At 43.2% G+C, this 24,223-nt stretch carries 22 protein-coding genes and 1 tRNA gene; 6 read left to right on the top strand and 17 right to left on the bottom strand.

Annotated features, from left to right (window positions below):
- Positions 1-157 precede the first annotated feature (157 nt).
- Complete coding sequence (locus tag N646_RS00690; RefSeq protein WP_005378266.1) at positions 158-1,795, bottom strand: methyl-accepting chemotaxis protein; 1,638 nt, start codon at positions 1,793-1,795, stop codon at positions 158-160.
- Between the two features lie 774 nt (positions 1,796-2,569).
- On the opposite strand from N646_RS00690, the gene N646_RS00685 reads away from it, so the two are divergent.
- Entirely contained in the window at positions 2,570-3,559 is a 990-nt protein-coding gene (locus tag N646_RS00685) for a Solitary outer membrane autotransporter beta-barrel domain (protein ID WP_017820055.1), read from the top strand.
- Positions 3,560-3,564: 5 nt separating this feature from the next.
- On the opposite strand, the gene N646_RS00680 is transcribed toward N646_RS00685, so the two are convergent.
- Positions 3,565-3,813, bottom strand: coding sequence for a hypothetical protein (locus tag N646_RS00680; RefSeq protein ID WP_005378271.1), 249 nt, complete (start codon positions 3,811-3,813; stop codon positions 3,565-3,567).
- A gap of 816 nt (positions 3,814-4,629) precedes the next feature.
- Here N646_RS00680 and N646_RS00675 point away from each other — a divergent pair.
- The 4 genes from N646_RS00675 to N646_RS00665 all read left to right on the top strand — a co-directional run bounded on the left by N646_RS00675 (position 4,630) and on the right by N646_RS00665 (position 8,587).
- A complete protein-coding gene (locus N646_RS00675; RefSeq protein WP_005388402.1) occupies positions 4,630-5,961 on the top strand; it encodes a cytochrome ubiquinol oxidase subunit I in 1,332 nt (443 codons plus the stop codon).
- A 2-nt stretch (positions 5,962-5,963) separates the two neighbouring features.
- Complete coding sequence (locus N646_RS00670) at positions 5,964-6,956, top strand: cytochrome d ubiquinol oxidase subunit II (RefSeq protein WP_017820054.1); 993 nt, start codon at positions 5,964-5,966, stop codon at positions 6,954-6,956.
- A 349-nt stretch (positions 6,957-7,305) separates the two neighbouring features.
- Positions 7,306-7,434, top strand: a complete 129-nt coding sequence (locus tag N646_RS25050; protein ID WP_005378275.1) for a hypothetical protein — start codon at positions 7,306-7,308, stop codon at positions 7,432-7,434.
- Positions 7,435-8,047: 613 nt separating this feature from the next.
- Positions 8,048-8,587 (top strand): helix-turn-helix domain-containing protein, encoded by a 540-nt coding sequence (locus N646_RS00665; RefSeq protein ID WP_017820053.1) that lies wholly within the window; start codon positions 8,048-8,050, stop codon positions 8,585-8,587.
- Between the two features lie 286 nt (positions 8,588-8,873).
- Here the strand turns inward: N646_RS00665 and N646_RS00660 are convergent, their stop codons facing one another.
- The 5 genes from N646_RS00660 to N646_RS00640 all read right to left on the bottom strand — a co-directional run bounded on the left by N646_RS00660 (position 8,874) and on the right by N646_RS00640 (position 14,630).
- Positions 8,874-9,521, bottom strand: coding sequence for a hypothetical protein (locus N646_RS00660; protein ID WP_021033815.1), 648 nt, complete (start codon positions 9,519-9,521; stop codon positions 8,874-8,876).
- 296 nt (positions 9,522-9,817) lie between these two features.
- A complete protein-coding gene (locus N646_RS00655) occupies positions 9,818-10,942 on the bottom strand; it encodes a site-specific integrase (RefSeq protein ID WP_017820051.1) in 1,125 nt (374 codons plus the stop codon).
- Between the two features lie 83 nt (positions 10,943-11,025).
- Positions 11,026-11,113, bottom strand: a tRNA-Ser gene (locus tag N646_RS00650).
- 144 nt (positions 11,114-11,257) lie between these two features.
- Positions 11,258-11,707 (bottom strand): L-alanine exporter AlaE, encoded by a 450-nt coding sequence (locus N646_RS00645; RefSeq protein ID WP_005378276.1) that lies wholly within the window; start codon positions 11,705-11,707, stop codon positions 11,258-11,260.
- Between the two features lie 502 nt (positions 11,708-12,209).
- Positions 12,210-14,630, bottom strand: coding sequence for a hybrid sensor histidine kinase/response regulator (locus N646_RS00640; protein WP_017820050.1), 2,421 nt, complete (start codon positions 14,628-14,630; stop codon positions 12,210-12,212).
- A 51-nt stretch (positions 14,631-14,681) separates the two neighbouring features.
- Here N646_RS00640 and N646_RS00635 point away from each other — a divergent pair, with 51 nt between their 5' ends.
- On the top strand, positions 14,682-15,293 hold the full coding sequence (locus N646_RS00635; protein ID WP_005378278.1) for a YecA/YgfB family protein: 612 nt from the start codon (positions 14,682-14,684) through the stop codon (positions 15,291-15,293).
- 73 nt (positions 15,294-15,366) lie between these two features.
- On the opposite strand, the gene N646_RS00630 is transcribed toward N646_RS00635, so the two are convergent.
- The 10 genes from N646_RS00630 to N646_RS00585 all read right to left on the bottom strand — a co-directional run bounded on the left by N646_RS00630 (position 15,367) and on the right by N646_RS00585 (position 24,223).
- Positions 15,367-16,533 (bottom strand): glutathionylspermidine synthase family protein, encoded by a 1,167-nt coding sequence (locus tag N646_RS00630; protein WP_017820049.1) that lies wholly within the window; start codon positions 16,531-16,533, stop codon positions 15,367-15,369.
- An 8-nt stretch (positions 16,534-16,541) separates the two neighbouring features.
- Positions 16,542-17,111 (bottom strand): DUF1190 domain-containing protein, encoded by a 570-nt coding sequence (locus N646_RS00625; protein WP_017820048.1) that lies wholly within the window; start codon positions 17,109-17,111, stop codon positions 16,542-16,544.
- 8 nt (positions 17,112-17,119) lie between these two features.
- The gene (locus tag N646_RS00620; protein ID WP_005378281.1) at positions 17,120-17,536 is read right to left on the bottom strand and encodes a DUF350 domain-containing protein; all 417 of its coding nucleotides are present in this window, start codon (positions 17,534-17,536) and stop codon (positions 17,120-17,122) included.
- Entirely contained in the window at positions 17,536-18,579 is a 1,044-nt protein-coding gene (locus tag N646_RS00615) for a potassium channel protein (protein WP_017820047.1), read from the bottom strand. The genes N646_RS00620 and N646_RS00615 overlap by 1 nt, the downstream gene beginning before the upstream one ends.
- Before the next feature lie 118 nt (positions 18,580-18,697).
- Positions 18,698-19,759 (bottom strand): quinolinate synthase NadA, encoded by a 1,062-nt coding sequence (gene nadA, locus N646_RS00610; protein ID WP_017820046.1) that lies wholly within the window; start codon positions 19,757-19,759, stop codon positions 18,698-18,700.
- 251 nt (positions 19,760-20,010) lie between these two features.
- Positions 20,011-20,763, bottom strand: coding sequence for a tol-pal system protein YbgF (gene ybgF, locus N646_RS00605; protein WP_005387926.1), 753 nt, complete (start codon positions 20,761-20,763; stop codon positions 20,011-20,013).
- Between the two features lie 15 nt (positions 20,764-20,778).
- Complete coding sequence (pal, locus tag N646_RS00600) at positions 20,779-21,303, bottom strand: peptidoglycan-associated lipoprotein Pal (protein ID WP_005378293.1); 525 nt, start codon at positions 21,301-21,303, stop codon at positions 20,779-20,781.
- A gap of 30 nt (positions 21,304-21,333) precedes the next feature.
- A complete protein-coding gene (tolB, locus tag N646_RS00595; protein ID WP_005387925.1) occupies positions 21,334-22,686 on the bottom strand; it encodes a Tol-Pal system beta propeller repeat protein TolB in 1,353 nt (450 codons plus the stop codon).
- 12 nt (positions 22,687-22,698) lie between these two features.
- Positions 22,699-23,766: a cell envelope integrity protein TolA gene (gene tolA, locus N646_RS00590; protein WP_017820045.1), complete on the bottom strand. Its 1,068-nt coding sequence runs from the start codon at positions 23,764-23,766 to the stop codon at positions 22,699-22,701.
- 13 nt (positions 23,767-23,779) lie between these two features.
- On the bottom strand, positions 23,780-24,223 hold the full coding sequence (locus tag N646_RS00585) for an ExbD/TolR family protein (RefSeq protein WP_005378298.1): 444 nt from the start codon (positions 24,221-24,223) through the stop codon (positions 23,780-23,782).

The following is a 24,223-nucleotide window of genomic DNA, read 5'->3' as shown; positions in this document are numbered from 1 at the left end:
ACCGCTGTCTAGGGTTATTTGCCCACTCTGGTATACGAACTAAAGTGAGAAAGGAATGTAAATATAGTCGAAATTTCACAAGTCAGGTTCGCCACTTATCTAAAAAATAACCCGCTAAGAAGCGGGTTATTTCGTCAGTGAGATTGCTGTTCTCAGCTTATACTTTGAACTGACTGACCTGATGATCTAAACGTTGAGTTTGCTCTGACAACATGGCTAAAGAAGCTTGCGCTTGGTTTACGATTTCCACAATTGAAGTGCTACTGTCTGCAATGCCTTGTACGTTGCTATTTACTTCGTCACTTACTGTACTTTGCTGGCTCGCAGCCGTTGCAATGTGTGTATTCATCTCGTTCATACGTGAAATCGCGTTCAAGATTTCAGAAAGGGATTCACTCGCTCGGCCAGCGGACTTGATCGTTTCATCACTGCTATTTTGGCTACCGCGCATCACTTCTACAGCTTGTCCTGCACCAGATTGTAGCTTTTCAATCATGGTTTGGATTTCTCCCGTACTCTGTTGCGTACGACTGGCTAAAGAACGAACCTCGTCCGCTACCACAGCAAAGCCTCGCCCTTGCTCTCCAGCGCGAGCCGCTTCAATGGCTGCGTTAAGCGCTAATAAGTTTGTTTGCTCGGCAATACCACGAATTACATCCAGTACGGACGCAATGTTACTCACATCATGATCCAATGTGTTAATGACGTGGCTTGCGCTTTCGATTTCACTTGCGAGGCTGCGAATTGAGCTAACCGTTTGATCCAAAATAACATTGGTATTGGTAAGTTCATCATTCGCTGTTTGGCTCGCAACCGCGGCTTCGTTAGCGCTATCGCTTACATTTCTGCTGGTGACTTGCATTTCGTGCACTGCCGCCGCTACCGCCTCACTATCTTTTTGCTGAGAAACGGTCGAGTTCGCGATGGTCTTGGTCAACGAGCTAAGATTTGCCATTTCGTTACGTAGGGTATTTGAGCTTTCAATTACCTGAGCGACTGTCACTTGAATTTTGGACACAAACTGGTTAAATGCGTCTGCTAAATTGCCAATTTCGTCTTGTGTTTTTACATCGATTCGCTGACTTAGATCACCTTCACCGGACGCAATTTCTGTCATCGCATTTTTAATATCATTGATAGGCTTCACAACCGTTTGCAACAACAAAAACGCCATCGCAATAGCGGCCAGAATAACAATCACAATGCCCGCTTCAAGAATGAGTTCTGCTCTTGTTGCAGCCGCTGATATTTCGTCCTTCAATTGGCTTTGCTTTTCTTCTATTGCATCTTTTACAACGTTAAGCTGCGCTCTAACCTCGATAAATTGGTCTTCAAAGGTATGTTTGTGCTCATTGTAGTAACCACGCCATTGAGATTGAGGTAAACGTAGCATCGCCTCATAACTTGCTAACCATTTTTCACCCAAAGAGACAAGCGTTCGAACTTCATTACCATGTGTAGAAGGCGTCACACCGGCTTGCGATAGCTCAATCATTTGTTCCATACGCGGCAGCGCTTTGTATGCGTTGTCTTTGTATTCACCGATGTGGTGATCAATATCGGTTTGAGTATCAGAAAGAGCAACACCTTGGATTGCAGATGTAGCTTGGTAAAGATCGCGGTAAGCATCCTCAATCGTTAATAAGTTCGGCACGATCTGTTCGTTGAGTGTCTCACTCAATTCAGATTGCTTCCAACTTGTCATAACGTTTAATACAGAGCTCACAATAAACAATCCAATAATCAATGACAGCGGAATCACTATCTTCTGCTTGATCGTTAAGTTCTGGAACATGAATAGACTCTCTTTATTTATGGTATACAAACTGCCGGAAATTATATCAAACAAATAGAGTATACTATTAGGTAAAAGAGGCTATTCAACATGAAATCTAATGACTTTTTGACAAGGGTTCTAATTTCAACAATTAGTTGATTTTATACAAAATTTAACAAAGAGATCTTTTCAAAAGATGCAAATTAAAATGCTCTTTCAAAACGAAAAATATGTAACAGAAAGTGAATTAAAAGGGACCACATTTTGAAGAATAGATCGACTCAATGATTTACTGAGAACACATACAAAACACAGTTCTTGGATTGAGCACCACCGCGGAATATGCAAAGGTCCGAACATTTCTTCTAAAGCTCAAAAAAACCATTGTTTATCTGACGTATTTAAGGGTACTCCTTGATGATGTTAGTCGTGATGTTGGCAGACAGGATGCTTACAAGTTTTCGAAGTTAACCAGTAGCACAGTGAACGATTCAGATTTTCTTGAGCGCCAAGGCAATAAAAAAGTTTGCTATTTTCCTCTCAAGAGACGCATTAAAGAAAATAATGCAACCTAGTCACAAAGTCTTGCTACATCTTCAGAAAAGAATGATGTTGCTAAACAAATCTGGTGCAGCATACACATTGAAGCTAAACTCGTTTAAGGAACTTTTTCATATCAATATGAGAAAACATAGATTTCTCAAAGTTACACCGACCATTCAACGATTAAACTAATGTTAGCGTACCGGTACGTCCAAAAACTCCATGCATGAACCATTTGAAAGAGCCAAAATGTTCCAACCCAACTTCGCCTCAGTGGAGTGGCGAGTCGTTTCGCTCGCTCTCCTACTCTCTCTTCCTAACACAGCTCAAGCGGATCCACTAGATAAGGAAATTAGCAACCTTCTCCAACAACGTTTTTCTATCGCGGTTTTGCTGTCCGACACTGACGCAATTGCGTTTGGTATTGGCGACTTTGATCCGAATGCATTATTTGATACCGCCAACCCAGAGTTCGGGACTGACGAGTCAATCAATGAACGTCGAAGCAAATCCGTATATGTTCTCCCTTACACGACTAACTTTGACATAGAGGGCAGCGAGGACTTACATGAGCTGTCGTTTAAGGCATTTACGATACAAACAGAGAATGATCTCAAACTATTCGGCACAAGTAAGGATCTTCTCAAGGAAAGGACATACGGTGCATCGATTGGTTATGGGTATCTATACAAAGCAAGTGAAAACGTCACCCTTAGCACCAGAACGACGACTCACCTTATGCGTTATAAAAACTCATTCTCTACCGATAATAAACTTTCATCCATCATTGGAAGAATCCTAGACGGCCGTGCCGTTAACGTTTCAGCATGGGCGGCAATAGTTCAACCATCCATTAAAGCCAAATACACGTCTCCCACAATTTGGGGGAAATGGCATGCCAGTTCGACATTGAATTCATTCATTGGGCACAGCTGGGGAAGCGCAAATAACGGCAATATAGGCAACCCTAAAGGTTGGTACCTATCTAATGAAATCACCGGTTACTACAATATTTATCACGGTGAGCAGGCTTTATTTACCGGGATTAAAAGAGTCGACCTTTCGCATGATTTAAGCGATGAACTGGGAAGTCCGCATTACTACGAAGCTTCTATAGGATGGCTATTTTATGCACCAAAGCCCTTTGATTGGTTGGACAATTTCGGCATAGGCGTTAACTTCAACTACGGCTCGACTCTCAGAGGCGGCAGCATTCAGCTTTACTACAACAAACAATAAAGCCGTCAATACAGGAACCAGTTGGTAGCATATATAACAAGAAGAACGAGAAGACACAAAAGGAATGGCAGAGTTAGCGTCTTCGCAAACTTTTTCATGAGACTTGGGTTATCAAACACCACACCTTCCGCTTCTCTTACCCTTCGCTCTTCGTCAAAATGCCATTTAATGGCTAAGTAGGCTCCTATCCCTAATACAATAAGCTTAAAAGCTCCAGCAAAGTAAGGAAAGAAATTAGCCCAACTGTCATTCATTATCCATCTCCATCAAATTCAATATCAGCTTTGCGGTGGCAGAATCCAAAATTCATGTAGAATGCCCCCCTCAAAGTCAGACTCTCTGGCTAGCGCCAGTCTACTGCTCGAGATAGCTGTCCACAACTCTCTTTACCATATCGGCATCTATTAATTATTTAATAAATAATAAGAAAGACACTAGCACACTTGCTGAAAAGTAAGTGTCAGTTTGGATTGAAACTCATCAGAAATCGAAAATGGTCCGCAGTCGACTTGTTGATCTAGTGAAAGCCGAATTACCTAGCGCCAAATCGTTCGCTAGTATAAAAATGTAGCCTATCGCACTTCTGGTCGAGTGCTAACGAACTTATGATGCATATGTCATTAGCAGTGCAATTTTAAGTTTATCAATTAGCTAAAGTTTCCCACCTTAACTGCCAGTAAGTTTGCTGTGTTTGAGATGATCTCGACATGACTAGTGTATAAATAGTATGGAGGTTCAAAGTGAAGGCAAGGCAATTTTCCTTACTAAAAATATTGTTTTTGTAATTTTATTTCAGGATTATCGAAACCATCATAAGGATAATTCGAACTAATCTTAATCCATGCTCCTTCAGTTACATTTGCTTTCTTTTACTCACTTCTCGCGACTATTAGTGGCATTTTGAGACAATTTCCTACACTCCTTTCTTTCCCTTAGTTGATATAAATCATGGTTAGAAGAAAACAGAATCACCTGTATTTCTCGATACATGAATCCAAACTGCCCGACTTTTCGTAACTAAATTACAGATAGACACGATTTTTAGTATGGCACGTTTTTGAGGAACCAAGATGTTAGATACCCTCATGCTGTCGCGGATCCAGTTCGCGGCCAATATCAGCTTTCACATTCTCTTCCCGACCATCACCATCGCGTTGGCATGGATGTTGGTGTTTTTCAAGTGGCGATATAACCGCACCCAAGCCCCCGTATGGCTCGATGTTTATTACTTCTGGGTCAAGATATTCGCTCTTACTTTCGCCTTAGGTGTAGTATCCGGCATTACGATGAGTTTCCAGTTTGGTACCAACTGGCCAGGCTTTATGGAACGAGTCGGTAACGTAGCAGGACCATTGCTCGGATACGAAGTGATGACCGCCTTCTTTATGGAAGCCACCTTCCTTGGCGTGATGCTTTTTGGACGAGGACGAGTGCCGGAATGGGTTCATACTCTCGCCACCGTTCTGGTTGCTGTTGGGACAAGTATGTCCGCGTTTTGGATTCTAGTGCTTAACAGCTGGATGCACACACCAAGTGGCTATGAAGTGATTGACGGAATTGTACATGTAACCAGTTGGAAGGAAGTTATTTTCAATCCTTCTTTACCTTACCGTCTTCTGCACACGCTATTAGCATCGGCGCTGACTGCCAGCTTCTTGATTGCGGGTATCTCAGCTTATCAAATAATGAAAAAGCCAGATCACCGCTCAGCCAAACTTGGCCTAAAAGTCGCGCTGTTCGCGGCGGCTGGATTCATCCCAATTCAAATCTTTGTCGGTGACCTTCACGGGTTAAACACGCTTGAACATCAACCTGCAAAAATCGCAGCGATGGAAGGCGTGTGGGAGACCGAGCAAGGCGCGCCTCTTCTTCTGTTTGCGATGCCAAATGAAGAAACTCGCAGCAATGATTTTGAAGTGGGCATCCCAAAGCTGGCGAGTTTGATTCTTACGCATGACTTAGATGGGGAAATCCAAGGACTTAACGAGTTTGCACCTGACCACCCGCCAGTGAAGCCCTTGTTCTTTGGTTTCCGCGTGATGGTTGGTGTTGGTGTCCTTATGTTGCTTGTTAGCTGGTATGGCGCGGTGAAGCTAGCACGTAAAAAAGCGCTACCTAAACCTTACCTGTACACGGTATTAGCCATGACGTTCTCTGGTTGGATAGCCACACTGGCGGGTTGGTATGTTACTGAGATTGGTCGACAACCTTGGTTGGTCAGCGGTGTATTGCGAACATCCGAAGCCGTCACCACGGTTGCGAGCAGTAGCGTGATGACTTCGCTCATTATGTACTTAGCCATTTATGCTGCATTGCTGGTTGCGTACATCCATACCCTATTCTATTTGGCGCGCAAAGACGTTGCAGCCCATGAAGTCCCACTGACACAACAAGAGGCCTAATCATGCTCGACTATCTACCAGAAATTTATCTTCTGCTGCTTGGCTTCTCGGTCTTTATGTATGCCGTGCTCGACGGCTACGATCTTGGCGTCGGTATCCTTTTACCGAGTGATAATGAAGCGCAACGTGACCGAATGATAGCGTCTATCGGCCCTTTCTGGGATGCGAATGAAACGTGGTTGGTGTTAGCCGTCGGTATTCTGCTGATTGCCTTTCCTACTGCTCATAGCTTGATTTTGACGGAACTTTATATGCCGACCGCGATTATGCTTATCGCACTGATCATGCGTGGCGTGGCGTTCGACTTCCGAGCCAAAGCGAACTCGGATCATAAACCTCACTGGGATTGGTGCTTCAGAATTGGCTCGTTAGTCACCGCGCTAACCCAAGGCTACATGGTGGGTCGTTACATCATGGGATTTGAACAATCAACCGAAGCATTTGGCTTTGCTTGGTTAAGCGCACTTTGTGTAGCGGCGGCGTACGTTTACATCGGTGGCGCATGGTTAGTACTAAAAACGGAAGGTGATTTGCAAATACGCTCGGCCCGTTGGTCTCGCCGTGCTGGTTGGTTAGCAGCCTTAGGAATCTTGGTGGTTAGCGTTGTAAACCCAATTGTAAATCAACAAGTTGCCTTGCGTTGGTTCAGCTTCCCAGAAATCTTGTTGCTTGCCCCAGTTCCGTTAATTGTATTGGCAACCATCTTCCTAGTTGATCGCTATTTGCGTCAGGTTCCAATGGTGAATGATCTGGGTGTGCGCTGGCCTTTCTTTGGTGTCACTGTCATTTTCGCGTTGAGCTTTCTCGGGCTTGCGTATAGCTTCTTCCCAGAAGTTGTGCCGGGATTAATGACCGCACAACAAGCTGCCTCCTCGCCTGCGACGTTAATAATCGTGGGCTACGGTGTGATGATTGTTATGCCGGTGATATTGCTTTACACCTTTGTGGTATACCGGATCTTCAAAGGCAAAGCGACAGAACTTAGCTACAAGTAGGAAAGGGAATTCCTCAACAAAGCGCCGCTGCTCATGCGGCGTTTTTTTGCAGTACTCAACGACTAAAGTATCTACCCAAGGCGACTGAGTGGGAACGCTTAGAGAATGTAGCGGCAGCCAGTAGTTTGTTCCTAACTAGAACGAGATAACCGTTTCTCAACTATAGCGATACAGGCACAAAAACAGAAAGAATATTTGATGTTACAAAAGGTAGACCGCCACTTTAAAACGCTTTGAGTATTTTTTGCGCTCAATGTGGTGCAAGTATACTTATGCTTTTTATGACTTGTGAACACTCAATTGCATGTTATGTTGCTGTTGAAATCGTACATGAAATAAGGACAAGAACATGAAGATAAGATGCAAAACGACGCAAAGCATTGAAAAATTTAACCCTGATGACCTCAATCTAAACACAGATCTCTTTGGTATGATTGCTGTTGTATTCGTGTTCATGGCTGTTTTGCTTAGCATCTAGTAGCACTACGTTCATTCTTGTGGCCGTATTCATACCTCATGTGATATGGGTGCTAAATTCTAGATTAAAGCGGATGTGCTAACCCGCACCAATCAGATTATGGCTGCCTCTGTATAGCATCTTCAATTTTGGCGTTGTATAGAGGTGAGATGTGAATAGTTGGCTTGTAGATAGAATGGCGCTTGCACCTTGAGCACTCTTGTGTACTTTCAATTACGCATTACTTTAGTGTAGATACGAAAAAAGGCCTGATAAATCAGACCTTATAGAATGTGGCGGTGAGTGAGAGATTCGAACTCTCGATACGTAAAGCTACGCTTTCACCATCACCTGACGGCGATGTGCCGTATATAGGTCAATGACTTATCTGCACTGAGAAAACAAAACTAGCATGTTAGTGTATGCTGCTGTGTGTGCTTATTCTAACGAAAAAATAGACATTATGCTGACTTTTTTCATCGTCCTTGCAGTTAGACTTACAGTTCCATCTTAACAGTAGTTAGTAGTTTTGATGGAATTATCTTTCACATATGGAATTGTGGATACACATAGATGCATGCTGAAAATGTTTGGAGCAATCCGTAGTTACCTTGCACATTAGGAACTATTGTCTATGACTAGAAATCAATTTTCTATCACAAGCCAAATCATGGATGCAAATCTAAAGCAGTCTCACGGAACAACCCCAACTGAAAAGTTGGTGTTGCTATCCCTTTCTCGATTCCTTGGCGACAAAGAGAAAAAGAACGTGTTTACCTGCTATCCAAGTCAAAGGACTCTCGCAGATAAAGCTTGCTGTTCTACGGTAGCAGTTAATCGTGCACTGAAGAAGTTCGAGGAGTTAGGCTTTATAAAGAGTTGTTATAGAACCACTCTTCATGGGGGTTCTACTTCGAAATTATACACTTGGATTGGGATTCCAAAACTGAAGGAAAAAGAAACAGAAGAACTTAGCGCTGAAGTTAAGCCTAATAACGCTGAAACCTTGGAATCTCTTACGGATAATGGTTCAAAATCTGAAAGTTCCCACATTTTATCAGGATGTACTGTTAGTACGGTAAATCCAAACAGCGTCCAAGCTCAACATACTAATAGTAGTTGGTGGGATGACTTTGTAAGTGAGGAACTAGAGGCTAGAGAGTCACCGTTCTAAGATTGCCTCTTCGGAGGCTTTCTTTCTTTGAGTTGCGTCCCCCTCTAAACTAATGACCATACCCTTGCAAACTGAGTTATCTTCCCCTATTAACACAGTTTAGACAAACATACTAAGAAACATATTATTAATCCTACTACTTAAAATAATAGAATGTTAATCGAACACTGACAAAGATGTAAAATAAGAAAGGGGATGATAATACTTCCCCTTTTAGTGTACCAAATCATTCCCAGTGGATGCACATAATAAATGGCAAAACAGAGTAATGATATATATATCAATATTACGAGAATTTCATCTTAGTATATCTAGCCAATTCTATTGCAGCTAAATCTATATAATCATTAACATTGTCGCATATATCTTCATTAACTAGTATATATGGGGATTCGTAGATAACATTTTCATCATCATTTATAAAACAATCATTAGCAAACAGCTCTCTGTCTATGGGTTTTATTCTAAAACCGATGGGAGAAATAGACCAAGAAATACAACAAAAAACTTTTAGGTATGACTTTGACTTTTTATAATCTTCCATTTTACGCGTATTAATTAATGAATTTAAAAAGCTTCTTTTCTTTTTAATACTATTAACAACGTACTCATCAAATTCTGTATATCCAAATATGTAAATAAACGCATATGGACTTAAGTCACAATTCAACTCTTTTTCTTTTTTTAGGAACACTGGTAAAAACACTCTATTCAATGAGTGCATTTCGAAACCACAATCAGCAAAACCATCACTATAAAGAACTGGTCTGCCGTATTCGAAATTCAACCTATATCCACCTGTCGTTTCAATGCTTTCCTTTTTTTCGTCTCTAAGTACTTCTGGTACTAATATATTATGAAATACCTCATACCAACCATTATCCATCCCCCAAACACCATGCAATGGTAGGCGAGAAATACTCCACTCTATCATAAAATTACGTCCAAAAAGTAAATAAACAAAAATCTATACCTTAACAATTAATTCACCCTAAAAACTATACCGCCTCACCAATCTCGAAACTTATTGTCTTTCCTGTTGACTCTGAAAGTGAGAAATCATCACCATACGACCCACAAACGCTAAATCAGTCAAGAATCTTATTACTAAGTATTTGGGCTCCCACACGGCCCTTACCATTTTTAGAGTTATTGATATACAGATAAAATACAGAGTAAAACAACATAAAGAGACTAATTATTCTCAATTACATAAAAATCAGAATACGCCTACGAAAGCACCGCCATAGCCTTACACTTATTCTCGAATGAAAAACCCGACAAATAAACTTTACCTGTAGTCAACTTACCTACACTATGTCCCATCAGTGAACCTATCAGCTCTTCTTTCACTCCTGCATTAAATAGCTCTGTAATCACGTAGTGGCGTAAAGAGTGAAATGACACACCTCTTATATCTAAAGACTTTAGAAGCACTGAGAAGTACTTACTAGGCTTTCCTGAGTAGCCATTCTGTTTACTGTATGGAAGAGTGAATAAGTGTTCATTCTTTCCTTTACCTGCAACCAACTCATTGAGTAAATTCAGTAAAGGATTAGTAATTGGCAAGGCTCGTTTACTCGATGAATTCTTTAGTTTTTTATCATCATGCTCGTCATTTATGCTCAATGTTGGCTCATCTCCCAATTGAACATCACTTACCCTCAACTGAGCTATTTCATTGAGCCTACAGCCTGTTAGAGCCGCTATGCGAGGAAGATAATACTTCCACTCATCCTTGCTCTTTTTATAGCACTGTGTGGCTTTCAGTAGCTTTCCTAGCTCCTGCTTGGTTATAGCTCGCTTGGGTCTAACTGGTGTCTTTTCAACTGCTACTTTAAGCCAATCTTGTTCTACTTTATGACCAACTCTCCCGAAACAACTAGACAGCAATCTAAGCTTCTTCTTCATAGTAGTAAGGCTACAAGTTTGGGTTTTCTTCCATTGCTCAATGTGTGACTGTCTGACACTGTCTAGCGTCGTTGATGGGCTTACAGAGCTAACAAAGCTATTCCAACAGTTTCTGTATTCTGTTTGGCTTTTGATACTGAGGTCTGTTAGATGATTAGAGATATCAATACTCTGAAGCAAAAGAGCTTGCTTGGACTGAGAGCCTTTGAAGTCGCTGTAGATTGACTTGATGTCTTCTAAGGTTGGGAGAGTAATTTGCTGTATGCGAATTGCTATTTCTGACGCGAGCTTAACCGCTTGGAGGTAGTCTCTCGTTTTTAGACTCAATGTTGGCTGGTGGTGTTTACCATTAACTCTAAGATTCCAGCGGAACGTAAAAACACCCGTCCTACTGGTAATAAGGTAAAGTGATTTTCTAGAAGATAGCCTTTGATTCGATAACATGTGTTAGCTCCAGTGTGGGCTAGCGTTATCTCAATAAGCCTTAAAAACGAAAAAAGGCCTGATAAATCAGACCTCTTAGAATGTGGCGGTGAGTGAGAGATTCGAACTCTCGATACGTTGCCGTATACACACTTTCCAGGCGTGCTCCTTCAGCCACTCGGACAACTCACCGAATCAAATTTTGGTTAGCATCATTGGCTAACGAGGCGCTAATTTAATGATTATGTGCCTGATGGTCAAGGCTAAACATAAAAAAAAGCGCCCTTTTCGAATCGATTGCTCACTAAGTAACTAAATTGAGCAAAACTGGGGCATTTACATGCTTTGAGAATAACCGGGAACACGGAACCAACGGCGGCACATATCCAAGAAGTACCCATACAACACACCCATGCCACAAGAAATAACAGCGTTACTTGCCACTGCGGTCACAATTTGATCTGTAGACGCGCCAACCGCGAATAAGATACCCGCATAAACTGGAGATTGAAATAGTACATAAGCGACCAGATCAGAGATGTTTTTCATAAAGGAAGACGGCGACACCTTACTACCTTGATGCAGCACCCAATCACGAAAAACCCCATACGGCCAAGCAATGGCGATATTCACTGGAATCGATAGCGTACGCGATGCTAGAGATTGCTCAAATGTCATCCCTGAAATCAAAATCTCGACAATCATCCCTGTGATAAAGCAAAAAACAACCATAGCAAAGGTATCCGCTGCGGCGTGACGAATACAAAATGGTCCACGAGACTTCATTTACAAAACCCTTAAAATCAAACACTGCAATTAATAAAAATAATAAAACTATTAACCACTAAAAAGACATCAAGCCAGTTAATGATGCAATTAGAACACACAAAAACCAGCTTATGGCTCTGTATTTAAAATTAAGTTGTAAATTTATAACCAACTTTTAAAGTAAAAGTAGTTTTTTTCACCAATGGCGAGTAAAAACGCCTAAAATTACGTAAAAATGGTACAAAAACACGGATTTCACTTACATAAAAAGGGGTTACGATAATTATTTTGACGTAAAGTTAGAACAAAACTCGGACTGTAAACAGTCACTCCTATAGCTTATGCTACCAAGCTGCGAAAATTCAGAGTATTACCGATATAATCACAGTAGAAGGTCTTGCTGCTTTACTCGTAAAAGTAAAACTGCAAGCCTGTTCATTGCAGGTTAGAAGAGTTTGTGACGACGCTGGATGACGTATGAATAGTAAGAACAATTTACAGTTGCGCCATATTGATTCAGTTATGGTGAGGCCAGCAAAATCGTTAATGTATCGATATCATCTTGGTCCGGGGATTGCTGACGCTTTAAGTTACTTCTTATCCGTTCGGCGACTGAAGAAACGTCGCCACTGAGTTCAAGGGGAGCCTCCGCAATGATCGCTGAAATAGCCTCAAGTGCTTCATTAAGATGTCCATTATCTAGAGCGACATAGAAGTTGAGTAACCACTTTTCAGCATTAAAGCTATCTGCTGCATTTCCATCAAAGTCCGATTGGTACTGATATAACTGTGTCGCATGAAGATACAGTGCATCATTTAATTCAGACTCCACTATTGGTTTCGCTATTATGTGGTCTGCTCCTACATTAATCATACGCTCTTGTGTTTCTTTGAACACATCCGCTGTACAGCCAAAAATCAGTACCGACTTAGCAGGTGAACTCATTGCTCGAATGGCTGATATGGCCCCAACGCCATCTAGAACAGGCATATGATTATCCATCAGTATCAAATCAAATGGTTTGATCGCAACCTCATCGACTGCAAGCTGACCATTTTCGACACTTGTGCACTCAAAGCCCTTGGCTCGGAGGAAAGTTTCCATAATGATCGCATTTGTTCGGTTGTCTTCAACAATGAGTGCTTTCAACCCTTTACAGTTCAATTTATGTGTATTGATTGACTCTACTTTACCCGGCTTGCAAGGTGTAAGGGCAATTTCGACAGTAAAAGTCGTTCCAGCGTCCTCCTGACTCTCTACAACCACTTGCCCACCCATATGTTCCGCGATTTCTTTGACTATTGCTAAACCAAGCCCTGTACCACCAAACCGTCTAGTCGTTGATGACTCTGCTTGCTCAAAAGGACGAAAAATGCGTTTTTGTGCCTCTTTTGAAATACCAATCCCTGTATCTTTTACCTTTAGTATCAGCTTGGTGCCAGCCTTACTCGATTTCTCGGCTAGCTCTACCTCTACGATGCCACGATCGGTGAACTTAACAGCGTTATTGAGTAGATTGAACAGTACTTGACGCAAACGGGCTTTGTCATTGTTGTACCAACGACCCGTTGGTAAATGCGAGACTACTCTAAAGCGAAGACCTTTTTCTGCACATAGCGTTTGATAAACACTCTTGATACTGCCGATAATCGACTCAATTGGGAAAGGCTTATTTTCAAACTCAACATGCCCTTGTTCAATTTTTGAGTAATCTAAAATCTCATTGAGTAATGTCATCATGTGATCACCTGAATCATAAAGTGTTCTCAGGTGCTTACGCTGCTCATCGGTAAGTGGTGTTTTTAACAGTATCTGGGCAGTTCCTAGTACACCGTTCATTGGTGTGCGAATCTCGTGGGACAATGTGGCTAAGAATGCCGTTTTAGCGTTTGTCGAAGCCTGAGCTTTTATTCTCTCCTGCTCTAAATAGATCGTCTTTTCATTGAACTTCTCGATAAGCTGTCCGATTTCGTCATCGCTATCGTAGTCAATATCTATGATCCCACCAGTTTTCGAGTCATCAATCTTAGCGGCAATGCGAACAATTGGTTCAACAATATAGCGATTCAGTAAGTAGTAACCGACCAAGACACACAAGAGCAAAAATGGAATGATCCTCCCCTCAACGCTCATCACTTGTTCAAACACTTGATCGGCGACTTTAGCTTTTGCGTTGACAACTTCCATGCGCCAATCGAACTCTCCGAAATCAAGCTCGCTGACATAAATTTCGTCCGTCAGTTGAAAGTTGTGTTCAATAATCACGTTTGAGTCAGCATCGCGAACCACTACCCCCAAAGAATGCTGGTTCGTGTGCTCTCGAATAAACTGAAAAAGTGCATCAAGTGATAGGTCTACCGTTACAACTCCAGCGAATCGACCGTTTTGGTAGTACGGAGAAGACGCGGTAATCATCTGGACCTGAGTAAAGGTATCGATGTAAACCGTAGACCAACTAACAGAACCTACCGGAGCATCGGCGGCAGCGACATACCAGGCTTCATTATCATAACCGCCAGATTCGGGGTTATTGTAGGAGTGAATTTGGTCAATACCACTATCACTGTTTTTATTGAAGAATAGACTTTTATATCTCCATTGTTCTGCTTTTAGTTCGGGTTTAGGCCATACGCCACCACTAACAAGCATCTTGTCACTCAATTGAAGTATATGTGGAATTATTGTGTTGAGAGATTGAATATTTTCAGTCCCTTGGGCTAGCCCTACTAAGCTGCTCAATACACCTGTAGAACTGAGGAGGGGCTCTTTTATCTCAAGAGCCAGGAGTTGGGTACGTAACTCTAGGTTTTGCTCTAGCTTTTGTCTAACCGGTGGCTCAACAACCAAATAGGCGACAGAACCGATAGTGGCGATAAAGAAGCACAGGTAAAGTGTTAGGGCGAGAATGCTTTTTTTTCTAAGTGATGAGCGAATTTCCATAGATGTGTGAATCATTCCCTAATATCGATTTATCACTAATTGATTGGTAAGATGAGCGCAATCAACCAGCCCATTAACAAATGGTATTCTATTTTGAAACTACAAGACATCCTTTCTCTCCCAGAACTTGACGGTAAACTACTAAACCTAGCAAAAACTCAAGGCTTTGTAACAGCGATGGCTGCAGCGCCAAACGTATTAATGCCTCAAGAGTGGTTGCCATTCTTATGGGGTGGAGAAGAAACAGCGCCATTTACTGACGGTGAACAACTAGAGCAGTACATTGACGAGATTGTACAAATGTGGAACCAAACTCGTCCCGCTCTCCTAGAAGGCACTTGGCAGTGGCCTGCAGGGTGCGCGCTAGATGAGCAAGACATTGTAACAAGTCAGGCTCGCGATTTCTGTGAAGGTGTATTACAAGGCTGGCAACTTGCGCGTGATGACTGGGAAACGTTGATGCCTGAGGATAGCGAAGATAATGCCCTACTCGGTGGTGTTTTACTTTCTCTTACTATGCTTTACGACCCAGAAACAACCATTGAAACATTGGCCGAACAAGGTATGGAAGGCTTAGAGCAGTTTGAAGAGATCTTCAATGCAATGCCAGTGATGTTATGTGGTCTTACCCAGCGCGGTGTTGCATTAGCTGAAGAACAATAGACGCAACGCTGTCGACCATCAAGATTGAACGGCTGAATAGACAAAAAGCTCTCCAAATGGAGAGCTTTTTTGATCATGTTAAAATTACATGTGGAATATACCGCGCCATATCTTGAGTCACTAAGCTACTGTCTTCCCTAATCGAAATACCGGCAGCTCTATCATTGACCAACCAACTGCCAATTAACGTATGGTTGTGCCCAAACTTAGGTAGTGGATGGTATTGCTGGACGATATTGAATTTAGATTCATAAGGCCCTGACGTTTTAACAAAACGTTTTCCATCGATGACGATCTCGATGTTCGCGCCCTCTCGAGAAAATAGTGGCTTGATGACACAATCTCTCATAGTGTTCGCTTTTGAATCGTTAGCAAAATAAGCGGGCAAAAGGTTCGGGTGATTAGGAAAGCGCTCCCACAATAACGGTAAAAGTGCTTTATTGGATAGAATCGACTTCCACATCGGTTCTAACCAGTTTACGTTCGCAGTCGCTAAGTACTTCGCATATTCCTCTTCAAACATAAACTCCCAAGGGTAAAGCTTAAACATCCAACGAATCGCTCTGTCGTCAGCATCCACAAACAGACCATCTTCCGTCACTCCAATATCTTCGACATGCACGAATGCCGTTGCTAACCCTGCCTCTCGCGCGCAATCCTCTAAATACTGGACAGTCCCTTTATCTTCTTCAGTGTACTTGCAGCAGCTAAAGTGAAGTGTTTGTCCTGGTTGGTATTTTGCTATTTCGGCAAAGCGCTCGATCAAAAAGTCTTGAAGAATATTGAATTGATCCGCGCTCTGGTGAACTCGACCTTTATTTACAACATCTTCTAGCCACACCCACTGCCAAAAGCCAGTTTCAAACAAGCTGGTTGGCGTATCCGCATTGTTTTCCAGTAATTTTGCTGGCGAGGTCCCGTTGTACGCGAAATCCAGCCGCGAATAAAGCGAAGGTTCGCTTCGTCTCCATGAAGAAGCGACCTGCTCCCACATAGATTCAGGGATCGCACATTGCGTCAGCAACCGCTCACTCCGAACGACTTCATCCACAATAGCCAGGCACATCTGATGCAGCTCTTCAGTGGGCGCTTCTATATCGCGCTCAATTTGCTCCAGCGTGAATTGATAGTAAGCACTCTCATCCCAATACGGTTGGTCATACATGGTATGGAAACCAAAACCAAACTGGCGTGCTAATTCACGCCAGTTTTCGCGCTCTTGTATTTCTCGTCGAAACATAGTGCTTTTTAACCGCCTCGACTGACCGACACCGCTTTACCAAACCCGCCTCGAGACATCGCCCTGCCAATGGTGCCGCCACCACGTTTATTAAGGCTATTCGTCGCAACTTTGGTCGGCTGATTTCGGTAGGAGCCAAAGAATTGCCCTGCTCCATTATAGAATTTGGATTTATAACGGTACATCGGCTCTGAGTAATAGCTCTTGTTATAACCTTTCAACCCGCTTAATGAGCGACTGTAAAAAAAACCGCCAAAGTTAGGTACATAAGCTCGGGAACTGGAACTGTAGTAACAATCATCCTCGTAGAAATCATTCTCGCATTCGAACTCGCTGCGGTAGCGAGGGGCATTTTGTTCGGCACGAGCTAAAGCTTCTTGGTATGCAATGTCACACTGTTCACTAAACTCAGGCGAGTTAGATTTACACTCATCAGCATCAGAAAAAATGTACCCTTCTGTTTTTGACTCGTACGTAGCAAAGAAGAAAATACCACCAAAGGCAGCAAAGGGAAGAATTTTCCCAATCTTTAAGCTTTTGTCCATGGAAGAACGTTTAACGTTAGAACTCCGCTTCATCGTTCCTCCTAGTAGGTCATGCACGCGGCATTCAATACGCCAACCGAAACAGAAACTGCTGCTAATACAATACCGGCTGGCAGTTCATCTTTTTCGATACGCTCTGCCACTTTCGGAAGTAAAATAAAGCGTACAATTGCAAATGCGATAATTTGAGCAAGCATTGCGACAACGCCCCATACCATAAAATCGACGATATTGACTGAGTTTTTTGCCGCCCCCGAAATCGCGAGACAGTAACCAAGGAAAGCCCCACTTAGCGCAATCGCTGCTGCTGTATTTTGTTTTTCTTTAATCAGATGCCACTCATCGTATGGCGTCAACTTGACGTAGATGAACTTAAACGCCAATACAAAAATAATAGAAACAGAGAAATAGAGTAAAAAGTTTGGGAAGCCTGCTAACAGGCCAGCAATCATGTGCATTATTGTTCCTTGTTCATTTCTTTCCAGGCAAAATCTTCAATACGTTCATCTGCAATGTAAAACAGCTTGGTACTCGCGGGTACTTCAGCATCTAAATCTGGGTTGAGTTGAATACCATCGCCAATATCAAAAGCAATCAGCGTGGCATGATGGCGTCTTTTGAGAAAAACGAAGAGATTCTCAATAGTGGTGGCAGACTGCCCCTCAGGATAAATAACTGAGTATTGCGTCATACCTCGTGTTGAAGCCAAAAGCTCCTGATGAAGCGCACTTGAGCCCGGGTCAACCGCCGCTTTTGCCAACATTTCTGCGCCAACAGCAGGTATGCATTCCGCTTTCGGGCAATGCTGACTTAGAAGTCGGCCTAGCGCTTCATCTTTAAAGTAAGCGACCAAATGAGCGGAAGGGTTTACAGATGCGCAGTATAGAGCGGCTGACAAGGTAATGTCGTCCGAGAGATTATCCACAATAATGCAAGCGGCTTCGGCAATATTGGCGTTTTTCATTTCTTGCGAATCGGTATAACTGGTCACTTTGATAAAACTGATTTCGCCAGGTAACGGGTTCTCTATTTCTGAACGGCTGCATAAAACAATCGGGCGCTTTCCCTCTTCTTCATGTTGTAACATGCGAATAAGGTGCATCGTTCTCGATCCATTCCAGCCCAACAATACAATATGGTTTTCCACTCTTACTCTCCGTTTTCCTAAAATACCCGCTCGCCAATAGTCCATCGCTGCTCCAGCGACACGCCCCAATAATGCGGCGAATAAGCTCAAACCGCCGGGGATTACAAATAGTACGACAACCCATTTACCCATATCTGTTACTGGAGAATGGTCGCCATAACCCACCGTACTCGCCGTAACCATGAGGTAATAGATAAAGTTAGCGAAACTGTCTGTTAATGCTGTTTCACCAGCGAGAACCAGCAGCCACCATGAAAGGCTCACATATAAGCCACTAAAGATGAGAAGGCTTCGGTTGCTCAATTTAAAAAGGTGGGAACTAAGCCACTTTTTAACTACTAACCACACCGCCATAAATTTATGACCTCGATATTCATTGATTGCATCAATAGTAACTCATTGATAGTAAGACACAAAAAAACCAGCCATATTCGGCTGGTTTTTGAGATTTACTTTCAGTTACGCCTACTTTTTAAGCATTACCTTTCACTTGCATATTTAGCTGCTCAGCAAAATCTAGCATGCGGTTCAGTGGGATAAGTGATTTCACACGTAGCGCTTCATCAACAAAAATTTCGTGCTCTTCACCACCTTCACTAAGCGCTTTCTCAATTGCTTTCAAACCGTTCATTGCCATCCAAGGACAGTGTGCACAGCTGCGACATGTTGCGCCTGCACCTGCGGTTGGCGCTTCGATAAGTTCTTTCTCTGGCACAAGTTGCTGCATTTTAAAGAAAATGCCTTTGTCTGTCGCAACGATCATTTGTTTGTGAGGAAGCTCTTTCGCTGCTTTGATCAGCTGACTCGTTGATCCAACGGCATCGGCAAGTTCTACGACGCTTGCTGGTGACTCAGGGTGAACCAAAATAGCCGCATCTGGATACACGCTCTTCATTTTTCGTAGCGCATCAGCAGAGAACTCATCATGAACCACACACTCACCCTGCCAAAGCAGCATATCTGCGCCAGTTTTGTTAGCGATGTACGATCCTAGGTGACGGTCTGGTCCCCAAATAATTGGCTTATCTTCAGCGTCTAAGTGTTCCACGATTTCAAGCGCAATGCTCGATGTAACGACCCAGTCGGCACGGGCTTTAACCGCTGCTGAAGTATTTGCGTAAACTACAACCGTATGATCAGGGTGAGCATCACAAAACTCGCTGAACTTATCCGCAGGACAGCCAAGGTCGAGCGAACATTCCGCTTCCAACGTTGGCATTAGAATGCGCTTTTCTGGTGTCAGAATTTTGGCCGACTCGCCCATAAAGCGAACACCACCAATAATCAATGTACTTGCAGGGTGACGATTACCAAACTTCGCCATTTCCAACGAGTCACCAACAAACCCGCCAGTGTCTTCAGCTAGGGCTTGAATCTCAGGGTCGGTATAATAGTGCGCGATAAGTACCGCATCTTTTTCTTTGAGTAACTTTTTAATACGCTCAATGTAAGATGCTTTTTCTTCTTCGCTTAATGGAACTGGTTTCGGTGGGAATGGGTAAACAGTGTCGATTTTATCTAATATATGGCTCATTGCTCTTGCTCTACGCAACTTCCTTTAATCCGAGTATTGTAACCTCGTTAATTTTCAAAAACCAACTTGTCGCGGGGATTTCTAGCGGTCTAGCCGTATATCTTTGTTACAGGTAGCATTTCCGAGTAGCTAAATTCGGTGCAACATAAGGTCAGAGGCTCTGCATCATTGCTATCGACTTAGCCGTTCTGCACCAACAGAAAATGGAAAAGAAAAAGGAAGCCGAAGCTTCCTTTTCAAAACATAACGTCTTACAGCTTAGAGCTGGCAAGTTTTGCAGATGCACTACCTGGGTATTCATCAACCACTTGTTGGTAGTACTTTTTCGCTTGAGCTGCATTGTTATTACGCTCAGCGATTTCGCCTAACTTAAGCAACGCATCGGCTCGCTTATTGGAGTCTTTATAAGACACAACAGCGGCAAAACTTTTCACTGCATCCTCATCCTGCTTTTTAGCGAAGTACAACTGACCTAGCCAGTAGTGAGAATTCGCTGAATATGTAGAATCAGGATAATCTTTCTGGAACTGCTGGAACGCTGCAATTGCGCCAGTGTAGTCACGTTTCTTGAGGATGAGGTCGACTGCATTTTGGTATGCCGTTTGCTCATCAACATTTGGTGTGTACTGACCACCTGTTTTAGCCGGTTTCGCTTCTTGCGCAGGCGCGGATTTTATCTCTCCACGAACACGATCCAGCTCGACAAACAACTCTCGTTGACGTTGCAACATTTGCTTCATTTCGTAGCTATTTCGCTCTAATTGACCACGTAATTCACTGATCTCTTGTGACATTTGGTCAATTTGCTGTTGCATTTGGAGCTGAACGCGATTGCGGTTTTGTAGCAAGCGCTCTAGACGCTCTACTTCCGTTTCAGATGAACGGCTCTTAGAGACGGATGATGTGCTGTTGAGATCGGATACTGGAGCTGGTGCAGCGAACGCAAAGTTCGCTGCACTTGCCAGTAACGTAAGCGCAACAGCGCGCTTAGTGTTACTGAACATGAGGATTACCTCGAATTAGTATACTAGAACCGCGCGACGGTTCTTAGCGTAAACTTCATCTGATTGACCTAGAAGAAGTGGCTTCTCTTCACCGTAGCTAACGATTGAGATTTGGTCAGCTTGAACACCTAGTGCTTGTAGGTAGTTCGCTACTGCTTGTGCACGACGCTCACCTAGAGCGATGTTGTACTCAGGAGTACCACGCTCATCAGCGTGACCTTCGATAGTTACGTTAAGTGCTGGGTTCTTGCTTAGGTAAGAAGCGTGAGCCGCTAGCATCTCTTCGTAATCTGCTGCAATTGTTGAGTTGTCAAAAGCAAAGTAGATTGTTTGAGTTTCACGTAGCGCTTGCTCTTTTAGCTCTTGCTCTGTCAACTGACCGCTTTGATCAATTGGCGTAGCTACTGTTGTTTCCACTGCGCCATTGTTGTTTGTTGCTGCACCAGTGTTAGAAGCAGCGTCGTCGCTTGAACTACACGCTGTAACAGCCATTACAGGAAGCGCGATTAGTAGCCCTTTTAGAACCTTGTTCAGTTGCATCTTATTTTCCTTTATTAATCAAACTTATTACTACAAAAACGGTGACCATGCAGGCGCTCGAACACGCCCATTTGTTGCCGGTAATCTAGCTTTGAATCGACCATCAATTGACACCATCGATAGTACGTTTTTCTTGTTGTAAATCGAGCTATACACAACCATGCCACCGTTTGGGGCAATACTAGGAGACTCATCAAGCAAGGTCTTAGTTAAGACTTGAAGAGCACCAGTTTCCAAATCTTGTTTCGCCAAATTAAATCCTGCGTTGCTGCGGTTCACCATAACTAGGAATCGCCCATCAGGAGTAATCTGACCACCCAAATTTTGGCTGCCTTGCCAAGTCAAACGGTCAATAGAACCGCTGCCCAAATTTACTTGATAAATCTGTGGTTTACCACCCCTATCCGATGTGAAAATCAACGATTTTCCATCCGGATGCCAGAACGGTTCCGTATTATTTGATCTGCCACGCGTAATTTGCGTCAGCTTACGAGTGTTAAGGTCAAACGTATAAACATGAAGCGAGCCTGTTTTAGAAAGAACAATCGCTAACTTATTGCCATCTGGCGAAAATCTTGGCGCACCATTGTGACGTGGGTATGAAGTAATTTTCTCACGTTCACCGGTGTAGATGTTCATGATGAAGATTTCTGCTTGGCCATTTTGGAAGCTAACATACGCAAGCTTTTTACCATCTGGTGACCACGCTGGTGACATTAATGGTTGCTTAGAACGTAAAACCAGACGCTCATTGTAGCCATCGTAATCAGCGACTCGAAGTTGGTAAGGGAAACGGTCTTTATCGTTCACTACCACATATGCGATACGAGTCATGAAAGCGCCACGGTCGCCAGTTAACTGCTCATACACCAAATCAGAGATTCGGTGAGCGTACTCACGCATACGAGGCCCTTGAACAGTGGCTACTTTATTGAACAGCACATGATCTTTTGACAGAACCAATTCACCGTCACTACCAAGCGCCTTACTCTTCCCACCTGTTAACTGACCACGCACAATATCAACAAGTTGATAGTTGATAACGTAGTCACCTTGGTCGTTTTGCTTGATTGAACCAGTCAATAGCGCATCCACACCTAAATTGGTCCAAGCATCAAAATTAACTTCTGATTCACTGAACGGTGTTTGTGGCATTTTGCTCGTTGGAACTGGGCTGAATTTACCACTACGTTGTAAATCCGAGGCGATAACAGCAGAAACATCCGTTGGAAGCGCTTGTGTGCCCTCCCACTTAAACGGAACAACAGCAATTGGTCGTGCTGAATCAATACCATCGGTAATGACCAACTCTAATGCGGCATTCGCCACATTTGTCATACTGCTAAACAGTACAAACATTCCTAGTAAAAGGCGTCTAATCACGTCTTATTCCTTTTAGTCCAAAGCAACAGTTATGTTGATGTCTTTTAGTCTTTCATTGACCGCTGATTCTGAAGATTTAGGGAACGTCCCTACCTGAGCTATTGCTCGCTTCGCCGCAGCACATACTCGAGTATCGCCACTCAAAACGGTAACACCAGAGACCATCATATCAGTTCCTGTCGGAATCAATTTGATGTTTACCCTACACTCCTTTCCCAGCAAGTAGTCATCCTTAATCAGCTTTTGCTGAATATTTTGAGTATAGATGGATGACATACGAGAAAGTTCGTCGTCAATAAATTGATTGCGCGCAGCACTGTTTTTACTGACCTCATCCTCAAGACCCGCAAAAATATCATCTAACGCGGCTTCTTGAGCTTTACGCTCACGCTCGGCACGCTCAGCTGCTTCTCTCGCTTTACGCTCTCGCTCCGCTGCCTCTTTTGCCGCTTTCTCTTTTGCAATGCGCTCTTGTTCAGCTTTTTCAGCAGCTTCACGCTCACGACGTGCTTTTTCTTCCGCTTCTTTTGCTGCTTTTTCGCGAGCTAAACGTTCTTGCTCAGCTTTTGCTATAGCCGCTTCTTTTGCTAAACGCTCCTGCTCAGCTTTACGCACGGCTTCTTCTTTTGCCTTGCGCTCTTTTTCTAGCTTAGCAGCTCGCTCTTTTTCTTTGCGAACACGTTCTTCTTCCTGCTTGCGCTCTTGCTCTTTTTTCTTACGTGCAGCTTCTGCTTCTCGCGCCGCTTGAGCATCTTTCGCTTGCTGCTCTTTCAACTTGCGAATTTGCTCTTCTTCAGCTTTGCGGTTTTTTTCTAGCTGCTCTGCTTCGCGTCTCAGTTTATCAAGACGCTCTTGTTCTTTTTTCGCTGCCTTTTCGCGTTGCTGGCGAATTTCTTTCGCTTGTTGCTGCACAAGTTTTGGATCGATGACAACAGCTTGAACCATTTGCCCTGTAGGCTCTGGTTTAGACATGTTGAAGTCCGTCCCCCAAAGCAGGGCTGCAACTAGAATTGCATGCAAACCAACCGATATTGCTATCGGTTTGGCGTATTGGTTGGGTTTCTTCTTGTGATCTTTCATAGATAATTGATGTCTATTCCCTGATATCGGTCATTAGACCTACCTTAGGGATACCAGCTCGACTTAGTTCATCTAGCAATAGAACAACATCGGCATATGGTGTTGCCGCGTCGCCACCTACCGCAACTGGTGAATCCGGCTTAACCTCTCGCTCCGCTTTCACTCGCACAATAACATCTTGCAACGACAAACCTCGCTGAACTTCTTCATCATTTACGCTTAGGCCTAAATTACCCTCGCTATCAATTTCGATGATAATAAAGCTACTGTCAGTCTCGCCAGCAAGGTCTTGCATAGATTCTGCGGTCGATGTTTTCGGAAGATCAACGTCGACGCCTTGAGTCACAAATGGAGCGGTCGCCATAAAAATGATCAACAGTACGAGCATTACGTCGATATACGGAACAACGTTGATCTCCGCTGTCATTTTTCGCTTTTTAGGTTGATAACCCGCCAT

The organism is Vibrio alginolyticus NBRC 15630 = ATCC 17749 (assembly GCF_000354175.2).
Classification (GTDB): Bacteria; Pseudomonadota; Gammaproteobacteria; order Enterobacterales; family Vibrionaceae; genus Vibrio; species Vibrio alginolyticus.
The sequence above is the reverse complement of the archived record's forward strand: the minus strand, read 5'-3'. Positions and strand labels throughout refer to the sequence as shown.

Excerpts from the sequence above, each read along its gene's own strand:
- N646_RS00690 (WP_005378266.1), bottom strand. The coding sequence starts at position 1,795 with ATGTTCCAGAACTTAACGATCAAGCAGAAGATAGTGATTCCGCTGTCA.
- N646_RS00685 (WP_017820055.1), top strand. The coding sequence starts at position 2,570 with ATGTTCCAACCCAACTTCGCCTCAGTGGAGTGGCGAGTCGTTTCGCTC.
- N646_RS00680 (WP_005378271.1), bottom strand. The coding sequence starts at position 3,813 with ATGAATGACAGTTGGGCTAATTTCTTTCCTTACTTTGCTGGAGCTTTT.
- N646_RS00675 (WP_005388402.1), top strand. The coding sequence starts at position 4,630 with ATGTTAGATACCCTCATGCTGTCGCGGATCCAGTTCGCGGCCAATATC.
- N646_RS00670 (WP_017820054.1), top strand. The coding sequence starts at position 5,964 with ATGCTCGACTATCTACCAGAAATTTATCTTCTGCTGCTTGGCTTCTCG.
- N646_RS25050 (WP_005378275.1), top strand. The coding sequence starts at position 7,306 with ATGAAGATAAGATGCAAAACGACGCAAAGCATTGAAAAATTTAACCCT.
- N646_RS00665 (WP_017820053.1), top strand. The coding sequence starts at position 8,048 with ATGACTAGAAATCAATTTTCTATCACAAGCCAAATCATGGATGCAAAT.
- N646_RS00660 (WP_021033815.1), bottom strand. The coding sequence starts at position 9,521 with ATGATAGAGTGGAGTATTTCTCGCCTACCATTGCATGGTGTTTGGGGG.
- N646_RS00655 (WP_017820051.1), bottom strand. The coding sequence starts at position 10,942 with ATGTTATCGAATCAAAGGCTATCTTCTAGAAAATCACTTTACCTTATT.
- N646_RS00645 (WP_005378276.1), bottom strand. The coding sequence starts at position 11,707 with ATGAAGTCTCGTGGACCATTTTGTATTCGTCACGCCGCAGCGGATACC.
- N646_RS00640 (WP_017820050.1), bottom strand. The coding sequence starts at position 14,630 with ATGGAAATTCGCTCATCACTTAGAAAAAAAAGCATTCTCGCCCTAACA.
- N646_RS00635 (WP_005378278.1), top strand. The coding sequence starts at position 14,682 with ATGAGCGCAATCAACCAGCCCATTAACAAATGGTATTCTATTTTGAAA.
- N646_RS00630 (WP_017820049.1), bottom strand. The coding sequence starts at position 16,533 with ATGTTTCGACGAGAAATACAAGAGCGCGAAAACTGGCGTGAATTAGCA.
- N646_RS00625 (WP_017820048.1), bottom strand. The coding sequence starts at position 17,111 with ATGAAGCGGAGTTCTAACGTTAAACGTTCTTCCATGGACAAAAGCTTA.
- N646_RS00620 (WP_005378281.1), bottom strand. The coding sequence starts at position 17,536 with ATGCACATGATTGCTGGCCTGTTAGCAGGCTTCCCAAACTTTTTACTC.
- N646_RS00615 (WP_017820047.1), bottom strand. The coding sequence starts at position 18,579 with ATGGCGGTGTGGTTAGTAGTTAAAAAGTGGCTTAGTTCCCACCTTTTT.
- nadA (WP_017820046.1), bottom strand. The coding sequence starts at position 19,759 with ATGAGCCATATATTAGATAAAATCGACACTGTTTACCCATTCCCACCG.
- ybgF (WP_005387926.1), bottom strand. The coding sequence starts at position 20,763 with ATGTTCAGTAACACTAAGCGCGCTGTTGCGCTTACGTTACTGGCAAGT.
- pal (WP_005378293.1), bottom strand. The coding sequence starts at position 21,303 with ATGCAACTGAACAAGGTTCTAAAAGGGCTACTAATCGCGCTTCCTGTA.
- tolA (WP_017820045.1), bottom strand. The coding sequence starts at position 23,766 with ATGAAAGATCACAAGAAGAAACCCAACCAATACGCCAAACCGATAGCA.
- N646_RS00585 (WP_005378298.1), bottom strand. The coding sequence starts at position 24,223 with ATGGCGGGTTATCAACCTAAAAAGCGAAAAATGACAGCGGAGATCAAC.